Below are 13,807 nucleotides of genomic sequence, written 5' to 3'. Positions count from 1 at the left end.
GATCTTGCTGGTATTTCGTGGTCGGCCAGTTCTGGTGAACCTGCTCACGCTGGATTCGCTGAGCTGGCTCAAGTGCGCTCCCGGTCTTTCGGACTGTCCTTTTCCACGATGCGTGCAGTTCCGTCCGGCGCGTTTCTAGGCGCGTGACCGAACCAGCGTGGATAGTGTTGCCGGACAGCGTCGCCGTCGAAACGCAATGCGTTGCAACGGCCGAGCTGGAAAGGCGGTTTGTCTGTGTCGGCTGCTGTGCTGTTCGCCCCCGAATTGTCCGATGACTGTCCGGGCGAGCCGCCCTTTTCAGTGTTCCATACTTCGCCCGCGAAAGCCTGGATGGCGGCGGTGGGAAGGACGGCGCAGAGTTCGGTGAGGTGCGTGCAACCGGTCGTGCCGGCCAGCAGACGGCTGGATTCACGACGGAAATTCTGTACGAGATTGAGGCCGATGAGCGCGCGATATGCCGGGTTCGATGCTGAACACAACTGGCCATACGGCGCCCAGTCGGAAGCTGCTTCGGCTTCGACGATAGCGAACGTGCGGTCGATAGTGATGCGCAGCCAGAGTTCATGGATCGGCAGGCCTTGAGGCCGGACGCCCGACGCGAGTTTGACGTCGCGCGGCTTTTCATCAGTTAGGCAGGCCTCTATGTCCCACAAGCCATCGTCACGCACAAACGCTTCCATTCGAATCGCGCGGCGATGGCGCAACTGACGGGAAACAGGCGGAGAAAGCGGCATGTATGGAGAAAGGCCGAATGGGAAAACATACGGATTTTACCATACTGAGCATTTTGAGCCGGACCCAGTTGCCGGAAGGCCGGATACTGCTGATTCAGGGCTGCTTTGTGCTGGTTTTGCCGGTTACGAGCGCTATTCGATACTGAAATCGTCATCGCTGGCTTTCAGGACTTTCATGATCACGCCGCTGGTGAAACCGCGGGTGGCGAGGAAACGCGCTTGTTTGGCGCGGTCGTCCGGGGTGATTGGCAGCTCGCCGTATTTCTTGCTCCACACGTCGCGGGCGCGGGTGAGTTCGGTGTCTTTTAGCGCTGCGTTTGCGTCCTGGATGAGTGTTTCATCGATGCCATTGCGCTTCAGCTCGTTCACGATCCGGCTTGTGCCCAGCTTGGCGCCGCGCCGGTGAACCACGCTCTCGACGAATCGCTCGTTTGAAAGCCAGCCTTCGCGCTCAAGGGCGTCGAGCAGGGTTTCCAGCGAGTCGGTTTCGGTGACATGCGGGGTGAGTTTGCGCGATAACTCCGCGCGGCTGTGTTCGCGGCGGGATAGATAGCCGAGCGCTCTGCCGCGCAGGGAGAGTTGTGGACGTTTGCTTTTGGATTCACCCGTTGCCGGGGGTTTGGCTCGGCCGGGTGTTCCGCGGGAATAGACAGCGTCGGTGTCGGGGGTTGGGGTTTGCGCGTTTGCCGCGCTGCTGGCGACCGGAATGCATTGTTCGAACGGCTCGAAAGGATCGGCGGGTTCGAACTCTCCCGTGATGGCTGCTCGATTGGAACCCGCAGCAGCGTTTATTGCAGATGCCGCCTGCGTTTGAATAACCGCTCGATCAAGTAAGGCGCGGGCCTGCTTCAATCGATCGTTTGCGTCTACGCCGTGCGCTTCGGCTTGCTGTTTGGCCACATCTGCTGCATCGGAATTGGATTTGCCCCCAGTCGATTTCTTGGCAAACCCGCTTCTGCGACTCGTTGCGCGTTCGGTCGACCGTTCGAAAACGTCTTCGCCGTCTGCAGGTTTCGTGGCCGCCTTCCCGCCGAACGTTGATTTGCGCCCGCTTGAACCACCGTTTCCGAATTTTTTATCGCTGGAGCGTTCGTAGACGTCGTCCGATTCGCCCGTCGATGCCTTCGCAGTAGACGACCGCCCTAAACCCCCGCCGCCAAACGCGCTGCGTTTCTTCGGAAACGCACGGTCGCTCGACCGCTCGTACACCGGCTCGGCTTCATCCGGCGATACATTTTCGCTGTCAACGGCAACGCTCGCTGCGATGGCCTCCGCTTTTGACGTTCCAGACGAAAGGCTCGAACGGCTTCCGCCTCCGCCTCCGCCTCCGCCTCCGCCTCCGCTTTCGCTTTTGCCGAAGCTGCTTTTCCTGCCGAAACTGCTGCCGCTGCTTTTACTGTTCGAAAAGCTGCTGCCCTTGAATCCGTTGCTGGTCTTATCGCCGGCAGCGCCACCGCTCTTGTTAAAGCTGTTCCCAAATGAACGACGCGCCGGTGCAGATCCCTCCGCACCAGCGCGTTCGCTTGATGCTGCGCGGTATCGATCGCTGCTTCGTTCGTAGCGATCAACCCCATCCTTCGCGTCGACGCTTTCGCTGTCATCGCTTACGGAATTCGGGCCGTCCGGATCGTCCTTTACGTCTTGCTCCGAGTCACGACTCGCGTCGCGACCGGCCTTTGATCCGAACCGGTTTTTGCGCAGCATCTTTTTTACCGCCTACCGCTCATTCTTCGTCAGCGACTTCGGCAACACCTGGCAGCGACTCAGCCATTGCATTGACGCCCAGCGACTCGCGGATCTTGTTTTCGATCTCACGCGCCATTTCCGGGTTCTCACGCAGGAATTCACGTGCATTGTCCTTGCCCTGACCAATCCGTTCGCCGTTATAGCTGTACCAGGCGCCGGCCTTGTCCACCAGCTTGGCCTGCACGCCCAAGTCGATGATTTCGCCCTGACGCGAGATGCCTTCGCCGTAAAGAATGTCGAAGATGGCTTCGCGGAACGGCGGCGCAACCTTGTTCTTCACCACCTTCACGCGCGTTTCATTGCCGATCACTTCGTCGTTTTTCTTGATCGAACCGATACGGCGAATGTCCAGACGCACCGATGCGTAGAACTTCAGCGCATTACCACCCGTGGTGGTTTCCGGATTGCCGAACATCACGCCAATCTTCATGCGGATCTGGTTGATGAAAATCACCAGGCAGTTCGTACGTTTGATCGTACCGGTCAGCTTGCGCAGTGCCTGCGACATCAAACGTGCTTGCAAGCCAGGCAGTGAATCGCCCATTTCGCCTTCGATTTCAGCCTTCGGCACCAGCGCCGCGACGGAGTCGATCACGATCATGTCGATGGAACCCGAGCGCACCAGCGCGTCCGCGATTTCCAGCGCCTGCTCGCCCGTATCCGGCTGCGAAATCAGCAAGTCCGACGGGTTCACGCCGAGCTTTTGCGCGTAACCGATGTCGAGCGCGTGTTCCGCGTCAATAAACGCCGCCGTGCCGCCAAGCTTCTGCATTTCAGCAATGACTTGCAGCGTCAGCGTGGTCTTGCCCGACGATTCCGGACCGTAGACTTCAACAACGCGTCCGCGCGGCAAGCCGCCAACGCCCAGGGCAATATCCAGTCCGAGCGAACCAGTAGACACCACCTGGATGTCTTCAATGACTTCGCCGGCGCCGAGTCGCATGATCGACCCCTTGCCGAACTGCTTTTCGATCTGCGACAGCGCGGCGGCCAGCGCCTTGCTCTTTTCCGCAGACATCCCGCCCGGGCCTTTCTTGCTATCTTCCATGAATCGTCCTTTGCTATGATGAACGGCATCTGGCGCATGCCCGCGGACTTTTGCTCCACTGGGTGCACTGCTACAGACACTGTATAAAAAAACAGGTGTTTTTGCAAGTGGGTTCAGCGCGCGTAGTTTCAACACCACGCCTTGACCATGCAAGCGCACCACAACACCTGGAGACCGCCGCGCCGGGCGAATTGCGGTGCCGGCAATGCCTTTTGCGCACACTACGATGCGAATACTCATTGCCGAAGACGACAGCATACTCGCGGACGGTCTCGTTCGATCACTCCGCCAATCGGGGTATGCGGTGGATCACGTCAAGCACGGCGTGGAAGCAGACACAGCCCTTTCACTGCAAACTTTCGACCTCCTGATCCTCGACCTGGGCCTGCCCATGATGTCCGGTCTCGAAGTCCTGCGGCGCCTCAGGGCCCGCAATTCCCAGATGCCCGTACTCATCCTGACGGCCGCCGACAGCGTCGACGAACGCGTCAAGGGCCTCGACCTCGGCGCCGACGACTACATGGCCAAACCGTTCGCGCTGAACGAACTCGAAGCCCGTGTGCGCGCCCTCACCCGGCGCGGCGCCGGAGGCGGCCCGACAGTCGTCAAACATGGCGCGCTGTCATTCGATCAGGTCGGGCGCATTGCGTCTATCAACGACCAGGTCATCGAGTTATCGGCGCGCGAACTCGGCGTGCTCGAAGTCCTGCTGCAGCGGGTCGGCCGGCTGGTATCGAAGGAACAGCTCGTCAACCACCTTTGCGAGTGGGGCGAGGAAGTCAGCAATAACGCGATCGAAGTCTATGTCCATCGGCTAAGAAAAAAAATCGAGCCCGGCGGGGCGCGCATCATGACCGTTCGCGGGCTAGGCTATAGCCTTGAAAAAGCCGTTGCACCAGCGGCCGCTCCGGTCGCGTCAGGACCCGCGGACGCCGGCCCGATGGCATCGTCCAGCCCTCACTACAAGTAACCACATCATGGGCTCGCCCGCTACTTCCAAGCGTGCCGCCCAGGCGTCGCGCGAGTCGCCTCACCCGTTGCAGCACCCGTCGCCGGATCTGCTCGATGCACCCATTGCAGACCCCGACGTGTCTCGTGACGCGCGTTACGCCAACCCGTTCGCGCCGCCCGACGAGCTCGAGCCCGACGGCAAACCGGCGCCGCGTTCGCTGTTCGGCGAGATTCTCGACTGGATGCTCGCGCCGCTGTTGTTGCTGTGGCCAATGAGCATCGCCGTCACATATCTGGTCGCCAAGTCGATAGCCAACGGGCCGTTCGACCGGGCGCTCGAAACCGATGCCTACGTGCTCGCCCGGCAAATCCAGCCTGTCAACGGCGTGGCGGAATTGCGCCTGCCGAACGCCACGCGCGATTTCCTGAGGGCGGATAACGTCGATAGCGTCTTCTTCCAGGTGCTCGGCACGCGAGGCGAGCTGGTGGGCGGCGACGCCGACATGCCCCTGCCCCATGACGATGACCGGCCGCAGCCCGGCATTGTGGAATTTCGTGACGATGTACTGCGCGGCAACGATATCCGCGTCGCCTACACCACGGTCGAACTGCCATCATTGCAGCAGCCGGTGCTCGTCCAGGTGGCCGAGACGCTCGATAAACGCAGCCAGTTGGCCAACGACATCATCAAGGGCGTGATCCTGCCGCAGTTCGTGATTTTGCCGCTGGCTATCGTGCTGGTGTGGTTCGGGCTGTCGCGCGGGCTCGCGCCGCTGCATGCGCTGCAATCGAATATCCGGGCGCGCCGTCCTGACGACCTTTCGCCGCTCGAAGCCAGCCGCGCGCCGCCGGAAATCGCGCCGCTGGTGGCATCGTTCAATGACCTGCTCAACCGGCTCGAGCAGAACATGGAGCTGCAAAAACGCTTCATAGCCGATGCCGCCCATCAAATGAAGACGCCCCTCGCCGGCTTGCGAACCCAAGCCGAGCTGGCGCTGCGGCAGGACGTACCCGCCGAAGTCCAGCGTTCGCTGGAACAGATCGCAACGAGTTCCGAGCACGCGGCGCGGCTCGTCACGCAACTTCTTGCGCTCGCTCGCGCCGAAAACCGGATGACCGGGCAGATTTTCTCGCGCGTCGAACTCACCGATCTCGCGCGGCTCGCCGTGCGCGACTGGGTGCAGGCGGCGTTGGCGAAGGGGATGGATATCGGCTATGAGGAGCCGCCGCATCCGGTCGAGGTCGAAGGCAACGTGGTGATGTTGCGCGAGATGCTGTCGAATCTTATCGATAACGCCATCCGCTACACCCCGCCCGGTGGCCGGATCACGGTCCGCGTGCGCACCGAGGATTCGGACACGCGCCGCGTTTTTCTCGAAGTCGAGGACACGGGCTTGGGCATTCCGGTGGCGGAACGAAAGCGTGTGGTGGAGCGGTTTTACCGGATTCTCGGACGTGAAGGCGATGGCAGCGGATTGGGCCTAGCCATCGTCAGGGAGATAGTGACGATGCACCGTGGCACGCTCGACATAGAGGAGCACGAGTACAGCGAAGCGCCTCCAAAGGCGGGAACGCTTGTCAGAGTAGGGTTACAGCGGGTTTATCCTTCCCGGGACAAACCCTGAGCAGCCGCTTGATCAAATACCGCTCTTTCTCGACGTTACCGGAAGTTAGCCATCAGATAACACTAAAACGATCAACCATAGCCGACGTTCGACGCTTCCGCCATCGCGATCTCAAAAACCACACACCCCTACCCAGTCAGAACGCCGTAAGTTTTCACTCCAATAATCGCTGCACGGTGCCGCCACGCGCGGGGCGCCATTCAAAAATCAAGATCAGGAGATGATTCATGGCGACGGTCGAGGGACGCATTTCCCACGCACCGATGACAAGCGAAGAACGGCGCGTGATTTTCGCGTCATCGCTGGGCACGGTGTTCGAGTGGTACGACTTTTATCTGGCGGGCTCGCTCGCCATCTATATCAGCAGGACCTTCTTCTCGGGCGTGAACCCGACAGCCGCCTTCATCTTCACCTTGCTCGGCTTCGCGGCCGGCTTCGCCGTGCGTCCGTTCGGTGCGATCGTGTTCGGGCGTCTCGGCGACATGGTCGGGCGCAAGTACACGTTCCTTGTGACCATCGTGATTATGGGTTTGTCGACCTTCGTGGTCGGCTTGCTGCCCGGATACGGGACCATAGGCATAGCGGCGCCCGTGCTGTTCATCGCGATGCGGCTGCTGCAAGGCCTCGCGCTGGGCGGCGAATACGGTGGCGCGGCGACTTACGTTGCGGAACATGCGCCCTCCAACAAGCGCGGCGCGTGGACGGCGTGGATCCAGACCACGGCCACGCTCGGCCTGTTCATCTCGCTGATCGTGATCCTCGTGGTGCGCAGCGCCGTCGGCGAAGACACCTTCGGTGCGTGGGGTTGGCGCGTTCCGTTCCTGGTGTCGATACTGCTGCTCGCCGTCTCCGTCTGGATTCGCATGAAGTTGCACGAATCGCCGGTTTTCGAGCGCATCAAAGCCGAAGGCAAGACCTCGAAGGCGCCGCTGACTGAAGCATTTGGTCAATGGAAGAACCTGAAGATCGTGCTGCTCGCGCTCTTCGGCCTGACGATGGGGCAAGCCGTGGTCTGGTACACGGGCCAGTTCTATACGCTGTTTTTCCTGACGCAGACGCTTAAAGTCGATGGCACCAGCGCCAACGTCATGGTGGCGGTGGCGTTGTTGATCGGCACGCCGTTCTTCCTGTTCTTCGGGTCGCTGTCCGACAAGATTGGCCGCAAGCCGATCATCATGGCTGGCTGCCTGATTGCCGCGCTGACGTACTTCCCGCTCTTCCACGCGCTCGCTCACTATACGAACCCGACGCTCGAAGCCGCGACCATCAAGTCGCCGATCACCGTCATTGCCAATCCCGACGAGTGCTCGTTCCAGTTCAACCCGGTGGGTACATCGAAGTTCACGAGCTCCTGCGATATTGCCAAGAGCGCGTTGTCGAAGGCCGGTTTGAATTATGAGAACGTGGCTGCACCGGCCGGGACGGTCGCGCAGATCAAGGTGGGCGACACGGTGGTGAACACGTATGACGGCAAGGCCGCCGATGCGAAGGTCCAGGGTGCCGCGTTCGACAAGACGCTGGCGGGCACGCTGAAGTCGGCGGGCTATCCGGCGAAGGCTGATCCGGCGCTGATCAACTGGCCGATGGCTATCGTGATCCTGACCATCATGATGATCTACGTGACGATGGTGTATGGGCCGATTGCCGCGATGCTCGTGGAGATGTTCCCGGCGCGGATCCGGTATACGTCGATGTCGCTGCCGTATCACATTGGCAATGGCTGGTTCGGCGGGTTCTTGCCGGCTACGGCGTTTGCTATCGTGGCGGCCAAGGGGAATATCTTTTCGGGGTTGTGGTACCCGATTGTGATTGCCGTGGCCGCGTTCGTGATCGGGATGCTGTTTGTGAAGGAGACCCGGGGGACGGCGGTTTATGACTCGGATTGATCTTCCGGCGGCGGCGGATAGCACTGTTGCCGCCTAACCCACTTTGTCGATAGGAATCAGCTTGGAAGGGGTTGACAGGTTTTCCAACCCTCTTCATAATCTCGATCTCTTGGCGAATTAGCTCAGCCGGTTAGAGCGACGGAATCATAATCCGCAGGTCCGGGGTTCGAATCCCTGATTCGCCACCAGTATGACTGGAAGCCGCTGATCCGTAAGGGTTAGCGGCTTTTTCGTTTGGCTGCACGCTGCCGGTGTCACACAAAGGTGTCACACACGGAGGCTTTTGTGGCGGCAGAATTCCTACAGCGCTCCCGGCACGGAACGGTTTTCATGTTCCGTCGGCGCATCCCCCTTGATCTTGTCCCCGCCTTGGGGCGAACTCATTTTTACCGAAGCTTGGGCACCGCCGATCTACGCGCGGCTGGCGCGCGAGCCCGCGCGCTCGCTACGGCGTGCGACGCCCTTTTTCATCGCGCTAGGCATGCTATTCGAGCAGGCCATCCAGCCGAGGTGCCATCAATAGCTTGCCTCACTGAGCTAGACCTCTCGTCGACAGACCGCTGGACTATTGAACGGCCCAAGCAACCGCTACTGACGGCCGGCGAGCAGAACTCCGCTGTCCACGAACTTCAGTCTGTCACTGCGCCTCCAGCAGGACAAGGCAACGCTCCTGCTGGTCCAACCCTTGGCAGCAGCGTTGAAGCCTACCTCGCACAAATTGCGGTTAAGCCCGCTACCCTCGTCCGCTACCGGACCATCCTCAGTCGTCTGCTCGATCATTTCGGGCAGCAGTATGCCCTTGTGCGCTTGAATCAAGACCGATTCGTCGAATTTGCGGACCGCATTAATGCAGATCCGAACCTGGCGACAAAAACGAAGCAGATCACAATCACCGTCGCAGCGACCTTCATAAACTGGAACTCGGCCCGCAACAGCGCGCTCCCGCGTGTTACGTCTGGTTCTCTGAAACCGAAGCGGACCGCGCCGTCTTGGTCAGACCGTCAGGAGTTCTCGCTTGATGAGATGGCAGCGATATTCGAAAGCGTAAGTGCAGCCCGGTCGAACAAACCCGCTGAATTCTGGGTGACCGTCGGTTGCGCACTGACGGGTTGCCGCCTGGAAGAGCTTGCCCAACTAGAGCTTGCCAGTGATCTCAGGAAGCACACTTCGGGTCTTTGGTATCTCGACATCAACGAGCGCCCGGATGCCGATGGGGTGCTACGCAAGTCAGTCAAGAAGCTCTCGAGCTGGCGGGTCGTTCCCATTCATCCCCTGCTCGTCGAGATCGGCTTTGTAGACTTCCTGCTTGCGCAGCGTGCTCGCGGCGCGGGTCGACCTTTCGCATCGCACTGGGCACCCCACGGATCGATGGAGCCGGAACCCGGGGCTCTTCGCGCCGACATCAAGTGGAGCCACAAAATATCGAAGTGGGGCGGCCATCGGCTGCAGCAGCTTAGGAAGAACGAGAAGGTCGCGTCGGACAGCGCCACCTACTTCCATAGCATGCGCCACACATTCATTACGACGTTAGCAAAAGCCGGCATTCCAGAAGCTCTTCGAGCGGCTCTCACCGGTCATGACAATGGCGGCATCAACGGGCAGATATACACCAAGTTCAAGGACGACCCCACTACCACTTTTAAATGTCTGTTGACCGGCGCTAAGCGTTTGGAGGCAATTTTGCGCTACCATTTGACCCGCAGGGAAATATTAGCCCTAGGAACGCCGATCGCCGCGGCGAATAGCGAACAAGAGCTAATACTTGTGGAGTTAGATCCGGGACACTGACAATATTTCAGATCCTCCCGAAACTCGCAGTAACGAGCGGCATCGAAACGGCCCTCCTCAGCTTGAGATTGGAATCCTTCAGGTCCGGCTCGCGTCCTTCTAAATAAAATAATAAACCATGCCGCGCGTATTACTTTTCGGACTGTAGTTTCCGGGTAATTTTAAGGGAGCCGGGTATGCCGCAATCTTTTGGTCCAGTAATTTCTTGCGAGGCGTATGATCTAAATTGATACTGGACTTCGCGTCATATCCAAGATCTCAGGCTGGTCGCCGTGGGCTCAATGGCAGTAACCTTTCTATTAATACTGTCAGATTTGCCTATTTGCGCAAGCCACATTCCGACGTTGGGATTCCCCTAAGTAATCCATCGGTAGCCGCGTATCTATCGTCGCATTATAGTCCGACTCTACTAGCTACATCGGGAACAGCCTTTGCTAAGGGCCGTTTTCATTTCGCGGATTTATGACGTAGCTAGAGAAAGGCTAGGCACGATAGATTCTTTCAAGCGAAGACTTGACCACATTCAGGGCACGGCTCTCCTCTCGAAGTCGGTCTCTCTCAGTCGCACGGCGTAGCTACCTGCTAGTCGCACTCGTTCACGCAACGACAAGCATTTTCTCCAAGTGCCCCGCTCATCAACAACCAAGATATTCTTGAAGACCTGCTCCATCCCCGACATCATCAAGCGACAAAATGTGGTCTCCTTCGTTCACGTCGCCAAGAACGCGGCAACCCGGCAGATCGCGCTTTGAGAAAGCGCGAGCGAAATTGCACTCTCGGAGATTGGATATCTCGAAACCATTCACTCCGTGGCTCGAATCCTTGGCCACTTTTAAGACCGCCACATACTGTGCGGTCACAACCTTGGAGCAGTCGTCCCGATCTTGACATATGATCGCCACCTTGACGTTGTGCTTCTTCAGTAACTCACAGGTTGTTTTCTCTCCACGAAAGTTTACCTCTGGCTGAAGCGCTATAAACGCGGTTCTTTCACCGACATCGCTCACGAAGTCTGGAACCTGCGCGCCCCCTGGCCAGTGAATTTTCCGGTCCGTTGCAGCGTCAACCGCCGCCCGGGTCCCAGAGGTCTCTTCTGGCAGGTATCTTTTGAAAGCAAACTGCTCAACAGGCAGCTCAATAAGCTTTCGAAGCGAGGAGTATTGAATGTATTTGAGACTGATTTTTGATTGACTTGCTCCCTCCGGTGGAAAGCTGCCTGCTGATTTGATGCCGAGGTCGTTTTCTTCGATGTTTCTATACAACAAGAGTATCGGGCGTCTAGCTAGTGTAATGCTCAACCAAAAGTTGTCATTGCGCAATTCAGGACTTGTTGTCGCCTGTTGGAAGACACTCCGTAATTTTATGGTGCCAAATGATGACAATGCTACAAACGCCGGTTGGTCGGCATTTCCAACAGAGTGTCCGTAGTCGAAAACGGAGAAAATCGAACTCAGAGCTTCTCCCGACGGCACGTCAATCCAGACGGGATCGTTTCCGCGATCTCGATAATTTTGGCGTATAAAATTGAATACAGACGAGCTTCCGATCATGACGAAGGTTTGAGCTGGCACTATCCTTTTTATGACCTCCCCTGAGAAATATCCAATCAGCATGCCGACGATTGTGAGAGTCGCGACGCATAACTTTAGGACACGTATCGTCATCGCCTCGCACCTTTCAAAGTGAGTTATTGCTGAAAAAATAAGCTAAACACGATACCGAAAAGCGACGCGATTCCGATAATACTGAGCAAAGCGCAAAAAACGAAGATTCGTGGATTCTTAAAAAAAAGATCGACGGCCGAGCCGCGCTTTTCCATCTGGGGGCAAAGCGCGATCTCCTTCCAAGGTCTTTGCAACGAATGCCCGTCGATCGTTTGAGCCTCTATCAGACCATTGGACTTGATGGATGGATCATCAAAGGTATCCACGGAAAGCTGTTCCTGCGCCAAGAGAAGTCCAAGCCGGTATAGACTCGTGATTTCGACAATAGAACACGCATCGAGGTTTGTTCGCATTCTCGTTACCGCATGAATAAGCGCCGGCTCTACACCTATATCAAGTTCGTTCACAACGCGCCGCGCAGCGTTCAAGCTGACAATCGCCAGACGTGCGCCGTCGTCAGCGATTCGCGACCGCGTCGTCTTCACAACAGTATCCGCGTTTTGGTTCATTAAGTAATCGACTGTCCGCAGCGGAGATAGGAAAGTCACGCTACCCTGGCCTGGCTCCAATTCGTCGAATATTGGCCCTGCGTCACTAACTAGATAGATGCAGCCATTCGATCGGGCATTTTCGTTTGAAAATGCCATTTTAATTCCAAGGTTGTCGACAATGCCGCCGTCGGCGACCAAATGGATCTTCCCGAGGGCAGACATATCGAGACCAGTTATCCCGGGGCTCAAATAAGTTGGCTCAAACACCAATGGGAAAGAGGCCGACATCGCAACCGCCCTAGAAGTGCTTAGGCTGCTTTTTCCCAGGTCTCTTGGCGTTTCTTCATCCTTCCCACATCTATAGAGACGTCTCGACTTAATTTCAACAGCAAATTGAGACATGTCAGTAAGACTCGAACTGACTAAATAAGTCGGTCTAGCGCTTGCCGGGATAGGAATATCAAAAAGTGGATGGATTGTTTTTTCAAACCGATTCGATCGAGTAGCGTTTGATATCACGCTGGAAATCACGATATTTTCAATCACCCCATGGTGACAATATTCAAGCAGACGGACCGCTGCACTTGGGAAACTCTCTATGTTTGTATACTCTTCCCAATGATGCGATAAGTGTGCAGCCGTAAGAGCACCTCCAGACACGGCATAAATTGACTTCACCATGTTAAGCCGACCAGACTGCGCCAAATAGTCCAGGACGCCAAGATGAAATATCGTGGCCCGAAATCCGCCCCCGGAAAGACATAAGATGATTTGGCTTTCCATTTCGCGTCATTGCTCTCGAGTAAATAAACGGTAACGTCTAACGTTGACGTGCAGACCGTCCTCTGCCAAATGGATGAGTCGACGACAACTTTACTAAGAGTAGGCAATATAGTGAAATCGGACCGGACCAAATTGATAGGTGAAACCCTTAAAGAAGACCGCCATGTAGCGTCGCTGCCGAACGCGGCACTGGCTCCGAAGTCCTACTTTCGACGCCAGAATTTCGCAACGCGTCGTAGACGAATTTGCGCTTGCCCCGAACTACTCGAATCCTCCGCTTCGAGCGCTAACATCGCACCCGCGAAAAGCAACGTCCCAACAAATAACACGTCAGCGTATCCTTCAAATCGGACAAGTCTTTGTTAGACAATAGCCCCGTTCGTCTTCTTGGACCGCCTGCTTCGGTTGTCGCGAGACGAACTATTAGCGTCGGACTCACGAGCCTCGCTATATAGTAGGTCACCGCCACCCAATAGAAGAGGCGATTGGCGACCTCCGCAGCCTCGACAAGCAATCATCGGCGTTTTTGCGCGTTGCGCGTGATGAGACCCTCGCCGATGAAGTTGCCATTGCCCTCCACACCCAGCACCCGCGCTTGGGCCGAATCGGTTGCCTCGACTGCCGTAACCTCCTCCCACGCCACATCGCCATCCACAATAGGTGCGAAGAACCGGTCGCTGAAGCTGCGTTGCTTCTCATAGCGAATGGTGGGTATGCGCGAGCGAGCCTGCTTGCCAACTCGTCAGCCAGGAAGATCACGCGCAACGGAATAGTTGTATGCCACCAAACTTACCCTTCTCAACTGACGCGTAGAGTAGATGCTTGGCAAAGTCGTCGTGCTGGATCGGAAGGTATGCATTGCAGTTGCCGTGTGAGCGTGCGGCGGTGCTGCATCCATCTGACTAGTCCGCTAGCTGGACCCACGTATTCGGAGACAAGGCAGACGTTATCGAGTTCATGTCCGTTCTACTCTTATCCGATGACGAAGTCCCACCCGAGGACGAAATGCTCGAGGCGTTTCGGATAGCGGGATTCGGCCGCTCGGAGGTAGCCATGAGGACTTGGCAAAGCGGTTGATGAGATATATAACC

9 protein-coding genes, 1 tRNA gene and 1 pseudogene are annotated in these 13,807 nt (G+C 57.4%); 6 read left to right on the top strand and 5 right to left on the bottom strand.

Features of this window, described 5'->3' with window-relative positions:
• Positions 1-68 precede the first annotated feature (68 nt).
• The 3 genes from AX768_RS02345 to recA all read right to left on the bottom strand — a co-directional run bounded on the left by AX768_RS02345 (position 69) and on the right by recA (position 3,528).
• Positions 69-734, bottom strand: a complete 666-nt coding sequence (locus AX768_RS02345; RefSeq protein WP_061998621.1) for a DUF2889 domain-containing protein — start codon at positions 732-734, stop codon at positions 69-71.
• A gap of 132 nt (positions 735-866) precedes the next feature.
• The gene (gene recX / locus AX768_RS33595; RefSeq protein WP_062000709.1) at positions 867-1,586 is read right to left on the bottom strand and encodes a recombination regulator RecX; all 720 of its coding nucleotides are present in this window, start codon (positions 1,584-1,586) and stop codon (positions 867-869) included.
• Positions 1,587-2,457: 871 nt separating this feature from the next.
• Complete coding sequence (recA, locus tag AX768_RS02335; RefSeq protein ID WP_061998620.1) at positions 2,458-3,528, bottom strand: recombinase RecA; 1,071 nt, start codon at positions 3,526-3,528, stop codon at positions 2,458-2,460.
• 226 nt (positions 3,529-3,754) lie between these two features.
• On the opposite strand from recA, the gene AX768_RS02330 reads away from it, so the two are divergent.
• The 6 genes and pseudogenes from AX768_RS02330 to AX768_RS02310 all read left to right on the top strand — a co-directional run bounded on the left by AX768_RS02330 (position 3,755) and on the right by AX768_RS02310 (position 9,778).
• Complete coding sequence (locus AX768_RS02330; RefSeq protein WP_061998619.1) at positions 3,755-4,498, top strand: response regulator; 744 nt, start codon at positions 3,755-3,757, stop codon at positions 4,496-4,498.
• Positions 4,499-4,505: 7 nt separating this feature from the next.
• Complete coding sequence (locus AX768_RS02325) at positions 4,506-6,104, top strand: sensor histidine kinase N-terminal domain-containing protein (protein ID WP_082778732.1); 1,599 nt, start codon at positions 4,506-4,508, stop codon at positions 6,102-6,104.
• A 227-nt stretch (positions 6,105-6,331) separates the two neighbouring features.
• Positions 6,332-7,990 carry an MFS transporter gene (locus AX768_RS02320; RefSeq protein ID WP_061998618.1) on the top strand — a complete coding sequence of 553 codons (1,659 nt, stop codon included), beginning with the start codon at positions 6,332-6,334 and terminating at the stop codon, positions 7,988-7,990.
• Positions 7,991-8,101: 111 nt separating this feature from the next.
• Positions 8,102-8,178 (top strand) — tRNA-Met (locus tag AX768_RS02315).
• Positions 8,179-8,320: 142 nt separating this feature from the next.
• Positions 8,321-8,410 (top strand): annotated as a pseudogene (locus AX768_RS34395) (DUF6538 domain-containing protein); the annotation flags it as partial.
• Positions 8,411-8,500: 90 nt separating this feature from the next.
• A complete protein-coding gene (locus AX768_RS02310; protein ID WP_172811916.1) occupies positions 8,501-9,778 on the top strand; it encodes a site-specific integrase in 1,278 nt (425 codons plus the stop codon).
• Between the two features lie 635 nt (positions 9,779-10,413).
• Here the strand turns inward: AX768_RS02310 and AX768_RS02305 are convergent.
• Together AX768_RS02305 and AX768_RS31825 are read right to left on the bottom strand one after the other, a co-directional pair.
• The gene (locus AX768_RS02305) at positions 10,414-11,442 is read right to left on the bottom strand and encodes a hypothetical protein (protein ID WP_061998616.1); all 1,029 of its coding nucleotides are present in this window, start codon (positions 11,440-11,442) and stop codon (positions 10,414-10,416) included.
• A gap of 23 nt (positions 11,443-11,465) precedes the next feature.
• The gene (locus AX768_RS31825; protein ID WP_082778731.1) at positions 11,466-12,716 is read right to left on the bottom strand and encodes a patatin-like phospholipase family protein; all 1,251 of its coding nucleotides are present in this window, start codon (positions 12,714-12,716) and stop codon (positions 11,466-11,468) included.
• Between the last annotated feature and the right edge of the window lie 1,091 nt (positions 12,717-13,807).

The sequence above is a fragment of the Burkholderia sp. PAMC 28687 genome, assembly GCF_001577465.1.
GTDB lineage: Bacteria > Pseudomonadota > Gammaproteobacteria > Burkholderiales > Burkholderiaceae > Caballeronia.
The sequence above is the reverse complement of the archived record's forward strand: the minus strand, read 5'-3'. Positions and strand labels throughout refer to the sequence as shown.

Coding starts and splice junctions, on each gene's coding strand:
- AX768_RS02345 (WP_061998621.1), bottom strand. CDS start 734: ATGCCGCTTTCTCCGCCTGTTTCCCGTCAGTTGCGCCATCGCCGCGCG.
- AX768_RS31825 (WP_082778731.1), bottom strand. CDS start 12,716: ATGGAAAGCCAAATCATCTTATGTCTTTCCGGGGGCGGATTTCGGGCC.
- recA (WP_061998620.1), bottom strand. CDS start 3,528: ATGGAAGATAGCAAGAAAGGCCCGGGCGGGATGTCTGCGGAAAAGAGC.
- AX768_RS02325 (WP_082778732.1), top strand. CDS start 4,506: ATGGGCTCGCCCGCTACTTCCAAGCGTGCCGCCCAGGCGTCGCGCGAG.
- AX768_RS02330 (WP_061998619.1), top strand. CDS start 3,755: ATGCGAATACTCATTGCCGAAGACGACAGCATACTCGCGGACGGTCTC.
- AX768_RS02320 (WP_061998618.1), top strand. CDS start 6,332: ATGGCGACGGTCGAGGGACGCATTTCCCACGCACCGATGACAAGCGAA.
- AX768_RS02305 (WP_061998616.1), bottom strand. CDS start 11,442: ATGACGATACGTGTCCTAAAGTTATGCGTCGCGACTCTCACAATCGTC.